4 protein-coding genes are annotated in these 6405 nt (G+C 64.4%); 2 read left to right on the top strand and 2 right to left on the bottom strand.

Translation table 11 applies throughout. The annotated features are described in order from the left end of the window. Both E8E78_RS10655 and norR read right to left on the bottom strand, forming a co-directional pair. Nucleotides 1-2186: Ig-like domain-containing protein (locus E8E78_RS10655; protein ID WP_280312232.1), on the bottom strand; the 2186-nt coding region annotated here is incomplete at its 3' end. Between the two features lie 190 nt (nucleotides 2187-2376). Further along, complete coding sequence (norR, locus tag E8E78_RS10650; protein ID WP_274138237.1) at nucleotides 2377-3933, bottom strand: nitric oxide reductase transcriptional regulator NorR; 1557 nt, start codon at nucleotides 3931-3933, stop codon at nucleotides 2377-2379. Between the two features lie 154 nt (nucleotides 3934-4087). Between norR and hmpA the strand changes: the two genes are divergently transcribed. Beyond that, nucleotides 4088-5266 carry an NO-inducible flavohemoprotein gene (hmpA, locus tag E8E78_RS10645; RefSeq protein ID WP_084966792.1) on the top strand — a complete coding sequence of 393 codons (1179 nt, stop codon included), beginning with the start codon at nucleotides 4088-4090 and terminating at the stop codon, nucleotides 5264-5266. Nucleotides 5267-5768: 502 nt separating this feature from the next. Then, nucleotides 5769-6275: a disulfide bond formation protein B gene (locus E8E78_RS10640; RefSeq protein ID WP_061203505.1), complete on the top strand. Its 507-nt coding sequence runs from the start codon at nucleotides 5769-5771 to the stop codon at nucleotides 6273-6275. Nucleotides 6276-6405: the final 130 nt, after the last annotated feature.

Raw genomic sequence — 6405 nt, 5'->3', positions numbered from 1 at the left:
GCCAGGGCGATGACGAAGGTGCCATCCGCGCCAACGGTACCCGTCGCGAGGATGTTGCCTGCGGCGTCACGCACCTGCACGGTGGTGCCGGGTTCGCCACGGCCGCTCAGTTGGCTGCCAGCCAGGCCGATTACCAGATTGGTCGGGGCTTCAGGCGGCGTGGTATCCACGCCGTCAATGTCCGGTGCAGTGACCGAGCTGGCCACGGACGTGTTGCCAGCGGCATCGGATGCAGTGGCTTGCAGAACTTCGCCATCGACTTGTGGTGGCGCGAGGTTGATGCTGAACACGCCGGTCGGGCCGACCACGGCCGTACCCAGTTCGGTGCCATCGGCGGCAACGATACGCACAGTGCTGCCGGGTTCGGCGCGGCCAGTGATGACGCTACCGTCCGCGCTGACTGCCAGTTCGGTCGGGGCGGCAGGCGCAGTGATATCCGGAGCGGTGATCTGTGCCGGCAGCGAGGATACGCCGCTGTCATCAATGGCGACCACGTCCAGCAGTTCGCCGTTGGCCTGGGCCGGGTTCAGTTCGATGCTGAAGGTGCCGTCGGCATTGGCGAGGGCGCTGCCGATCAATGTGCCGTTGGCGTCGTGTACTTCGACGCGGCTGCCCGCTGGCGCGGAACCAGTCAGAGTAGTGCCGTCGGCATCGATGGCCAGGTTGCTAGGGCTGTCTGGCGCGGTGGTCAGCGGTACGTCGTACTCCACTGCCACGGAAGCGTTACCGCTTGGGTCAGTCTGCACCAGGTTCAGCTGTTCGCCCTGCTGTGCAGCCGGGTCGAGGTCGATCAGGAAGGTACCGTTGGCACTCACCACGCCAGAGCCGATGACGTTGCCGTCGGCATCGCGCACTTCGACGGTGGCGCCAGGTTCGCCACGCCCGCTCAGGGCCGTGCCTCCCGGGCCGACCAGAATGTCGGTGACGGCATCAGGCGGGGTGATGTCCGGGGCGGTGAATTCCAGTGGTATCGAGCTATTGCCCGCGGCATCGACCTGGCGAATGTCCAGGGCTTCGCCGTTGGCCTGGGCAGGCGAGAGGGCGAGGCTGAAGGTACCGTCAGCGTTGACCAGGCCGCTGCCGATGAGGTTGCCGGCAGCATCGCGCACCTGCACGGTGGCGCCGGGTTCGCCGCGACCGGTGAGGGTTACGCCATTCGCCAGGGCCAGGTCGGTTGGCTGGTCTGGGGCGCTGGTGTCAGGGTTGTCGACGTCCGGTGCCGTGATGCTTGCCGCTGGCGAAGTATTGCCGGCTGCGTCCGCGGCGCTGACTTCCAGGGCCTGGCCGTCGGTTTGTGGCGGTTGCAGGGTGATGCTGAACTGGCCGTCCGCACCCGCTACCGCAGTGCCCAGCACTACGCCGCCAGTGCCGCGTACGGAAACCGTCGAGCCAGGTTCGGCACGCCCGGTAAGGGTGGTGCCCTGTTCGTTGATGGCGAGGTCGGTCGGTGCCAGTGGTGCGGTTGCATCCGGGGCGGTGACGGTGCCTGGTGCCGAGACATTACCGGCACCATCGGTCAAGGTGACTTCAAGGTTCTCGCTGTTGATCTGTGGTGGGTTCAACGTCACGTTGAAGCTGCCGTCGGCACCCACGGTGCCGCTGCCGATCAGGTTGCCTGCGGCATCACGGATATTCACCGTGCTGCCCGCTTCACCCCGGCCGGTCAGGCGCAGGCCATCCGGCGACACCAGCAGGTCGATGGGCGTGGCCGGGGCAGTGGTATCGGGGTCCGAGCCGCCACCGCTGCTTCCGCCACCGCCGCTGTCGGCTGCAGCTGCTGCGCCACCGACACCGAGCAGGCTGAGCCCGGCAATTGCCCAAGTTGGCATGGCGCTACCGGCGGTGCCGATACCCGCGACCAGTTCGTCCAGCGAGGCCACGTCTTCGAAGGTAAAGCCAGTGAACGCTGCCGCATCGTACTGGGCGTGCCACAGGGTGCCGTCTTCGCCGACGAAGACAATGTCGCTGCCGACACCGGCCTGGTCCACCGCGAAGAAGTTGCCGACGGTGACTTTCTCACCCGACTTCAGGGTGATGATCAGGTCCTGCCCGCGTTGGGTTACGGTGGCTACTTTGTCGGGAGATACCGGCATCTGCACGACGCCTGGTGCATTGAGATTGATATTGCCCCAGGCGCTCTGAGTGGCGACTTCGGATTGCTTGTCGGCGATGACGATGTTGTCCATGGATGCTCCCTGCTGGTATCCGGATCCCCCGGCCCGAAACGTTCGGGCCACAACCGCCATAACAGAGCCCTTGCCGGGGTGTTACGCGCAGCCTCGACCAGGCAGTCGAGTTTTGGGTGGTTAGGGAGATATAGCAGTCGGGCAGGAAGCAACCAGAGGCTTTCTGGGTTAATCCTTTTGTAGGTAAACCTCAGCGAAGCCCCAGCCGGCGGGCCAATCGGCTCAAGTTTGCGCGGTCCAGGCCCAGCTCGCGCGCGGCTGCCGCCCAGTTGTCCTGGTGGCGTTGCAGGCAGGCTTCGATCACCTGGCGTTGGTAGAGGTCGACCGCTTCGCGCAGGCCGCCTTCAGGTAATGCTGCCACCTGGAGCGGGGCTGCGGGGGAGGGCAGGGGCCTCGGTGTTGCCGAGGACACGCGCAGGTCCAGGTCGATGGCTTCGAGTGTGAGGATACGTGGCCGGTCAGCGTGCTGGCCCAGCGCCTTTAGTGCCGAGCGACCGATCAGGTGTTCCAGTTCGCGCACGTTGCCTGGCCAGTCGTAGGCGACCAGCGCAGCTTGGGCGTCGTGGCTCAGTCGCAGGCTGTTCAGGCCCAGGCGCGAACGGTTCTGTTCGAGGAAGTAGCCAGCCAACAGCAGTACATCTCGACCACGTTCGCGCAAGGGCGGCACGTGCAGCGGGTACACGCTGAGGCGGTGATAGAAGTCGGCGCGGAAGTTGCCGTTGCGCACTTCTGTTGCCAGGTCACGGTTGGTGGCGGCAATCAGGCGCACGTCCACGCGGTGCTCGCGGTCCGAGCCCAGGCGTTGCAACTGGCCGCTTTGCAGCACACGCAGCAGCTTGGCCTGTACGGTGAGTGGCAATTCACCCACTTCGTCGAGGAACAGCGTGCCGCCGTTGGCCAGTTCGAACTTGCCGCGGCGCTCGCCGTGCGCACCGGTAAAGGCACCGCGTACATGGCCGAACAGTTCGCTTTCTACCAGCGTGTCGGGCAGCGCGGCACAGTTCAGGCTGACCAGCGGCTTGTCGGCGCGGCTGCTGGCCTGGTGCAGGGCAAGGGCCACCAGTTCCTTGCCGACCCCGGTTTCGCCGGTGATCAGCACGGTCAGGTCGCTGCCACCGACCAGGCGGATTTCCTCTACCAGGCGCTTGTGCGCCGGGCTCTGGCCAATCAGTTCTTTATCCTGGCCGCTGGCCTGGCGGTAGATCTCGGCGCGGTGGTGTTCGTCCTCGGCGCGCAGGGCCAGGTGCTCGATGCGCTCGGCCACGGTAACGGTGGCGGCGGCCAGGCTGGCGAAGGCCTGCAGGGCATCCAGTTCCAGGCTCTGGAACTGCCCGGGGGTGAGGGCGTCGAGGGTGACCAGGCCCCAAGGGCGCTCATCGACCATCAACGGGCAACCCATGCAGTCGTGCACTTCAAGGTCGGCATCCGGGGCATTGACCAGGCCATCGTAGGGGTCGGGCAGTTCGGAGTCGCTGGCAAAACGGGTGGGCTCCGGGCGGCTGAGCAAGACCTGGAACCGTGGGTGCTCGCTGACCCGGAAGCGCCGGCCGAGGGTGTCGGGGCTCAGGCCATCCACTGCCAGCGGTACCAGCCATTCACCATCCAGGCGCAGCAGCGCGGCGGCATCGCAAGGCAGCAGGCCGCGCATGGCCTGCAGCAGGCGCCGATAGCGCTCCTGGTCGGGCAAATCGCGGGACAGGTCGCTGACCAGGGGCAGCAAGGCGGTGAGCAATGGCTTTGTGGTCATAAAGACTCCAGTGGGTCGTTATGACTATACGCCGGGGTGAGTCGTTTTGACATGACTTGTGTCAAGCCCCTGATTTTGCTGGCGATAAAAGTTGGCACGATTGCTGAAATGGCTAGGGCAGTCATTTGAAGCCACAGGCTCAGGAGTTGTCGCAATGCTCAATGCCGAACAACGTGCAATCATCAAGGCCACTGTACCCCTGCTGGAAAGCGGCGGCGAAGCGCTGACCACCCACTTCTACAAGATGATGCTCAACGAGTATCCCGAGGTCCGTCCACTGTTCAACCAGGCCCACCAGGCCAGTGGTGACCAGCCGCGGGCCTTGGCCAACGGCGTGCTGATGTATGCCCGCCACATCGATCAGCTGGAGCAGCTGGGTGGCCTGGTGGGGCAGATCATCAACAAGCATGTTGCCCTGCAGATTCTGCCGGAGCACTACCCGATCGTTGGCAGCTGCCTGCTGCGCGCCATCGAGGAAGTGCTGGGCAAGGAAATCGCCACACCTGCGGTGATCGATGCCTGGGCCGCGGCCTATGGCCAGCTGGCCGACATCCTGATTGGTGCTGAAGAAAACCTTTATAAACAGAAGGAAGACGCCGAGGGCGGCTGGCGCGGTACCCGCGAATTCCGCCTGGTACGTCGCGAGCAGGAAAGCAGCGAGATCGTCTCGTTCTACTTTGCCCCGGTAGACGGCAAGCCGGTGCTCAAGGCCGAGCCAGGCCAGTACATCGGCCTGAAGCTGGACATCGACGGTGCCGAGCAGCGCCGCAACTATTCCCTGTCGGCGCTGTGCGATGGCAAGGAGTACCGCATCAGCGTCAAGCGCGAGGCGGGCGGCAAGGTTTCCAATTACCTGCACGATGAGCTGGTGGTGGGCGATACCCTGCAACTGTTCCCGCCTGCGGGTGACTTTACCCTGGCTGCCAGCGACAAGCCGCTGGTGCTGATCAGCGGGGGCGTGGGCATCACGCCGACCCTGGCGATGTTGCAGGCAGCGTTGCAGACCCGGCGCGAGGTGCATTTCATTCACTGCGCGCGTAACGGTGCGGTGCATGCCTTCCGTGACTGGGTCGATGGCCTGGCGGCACGTCATCCGCAGCTCAAGCGCTTCTACTGCTATGCCGAGGCTGCGGGTGGCGCTGAGGCCGATGCCATCGGCCTGCTGAGCGAGGACCTGCTGGCCGAGTGGCTGCCGCCGGAGCGTAATGTGGATGCCTACTTCCTTGGGCCCAAGGCCTTCATGGCGGCGGTGAAGCGCCAGTTGAAGGGCCTGGGTGTGCCGGAGCAGCAGAGCCGCTACGAGTTCTTCGGGCCGGCTGCTGCCCTGGAGTAATCCACCGAAGGTACTGCGCTGGCCTGTAGGAGCGGCCTTGTGCCGCGAAAGGGCCGCAAAGCGGCCCCTGCAATATCAGCTGCGAAGCTGAGACCCTGGGGCCGCTTTGCGGCCCTTTCGCGGCACAAGGCCGCTCCTACAGGGATAGTGCAAGCCATTGCTGGGCCAGTCATCCCGGCTGTTGGGTCGCACCACACCTTCCTGCTTATATATAAAGGAAAGATGAAACCGGGCGCTGCGCTTTCATCTTTAATCCTCCTTTAATCACGGTATCCTTCACTCCCGGGTGTCGAGGGGCTTGCCCCTGCGCGGCACCCGGGCAGCCGTTTTTTTGCCGCCCAGCGTTGAACCGACGTTGTTGCGGCCGGTCTCAGCCACACCGGATAGCCCTGCGCAGTGCTATCACGCTGCTTCCTCGGCACGCTCAAAGGCCCTGCCCAGCGTGTAGACTTGCGCTCAGGCAGGCGGACCACGCTGCCACTATCCATCGAAGGAACCGGCAATGAACGAACAAACATCGCGCCTGAATCGGGAACGGCGCTTTCTGGTGCTGTTGGGCCTGATCTGCCTCTCGCTGATCGGCGGCGCCCTCTACATGCAAGTGGTGCTGGGCGAGGCACCGTGCCCGCTGTGCATCCTGCAGCGCTACGCGCTGCTGTTCATTGCCGTATTTGCCTTCATCGCCGCGGCGATGCCCGGGCCCCGCAGCCTGACCTTCTTCGAGGCACTGGTGGTGGTAAGCGCAATTGGCGGAATTATTGCGGCCGGCAACCATGTGTATATACTCGCCAACCCCATGGTCAGCTGTGGCATCGATACCCTCCAGCCGATCGTTGACGACCTGCCTCTGGCCAAACTCTGGCCGCTGGCATTCCAGGTCGACGGCTTCTGCAGCACGCCGTACCCGCCGCTTCTCGGCTTGTCGCTGGCGCAATGGGCGCTCGTGGCGTTCGTGCTGACCGCCATCCTGGTTCCGCTCGGGATCTACCGCAACCGACGCCAGGCTTAGACAAAAGTCCTGAATTGCATGTGGTCTTTTACACCGCATGAGAAGAGGGAAAAGTCGCTCACCGCTTGATCCAGATCAACCACAAAGCCTTGCAGAATGCGGCTTTGAGGCCTAGCAAGCGGGGTGCGAC

The sequence above is a fragment of the Pseudomonas sp. BN505 genome (assembly GCF_029873175.1).
GTDB classification, from domain to species: Bacteria; Pseudomonadota; Gammaproteobacteria; order Pseudomonadales; family Pseudomonadaceae; genus Aquipseudomonas; species Aquipseudomonas putida.
The sequence above is the reverse complement of the archived record's forward strand: the minus strand, read 5'-3'. Positions and strand labels throughout refer to the sequence as shown.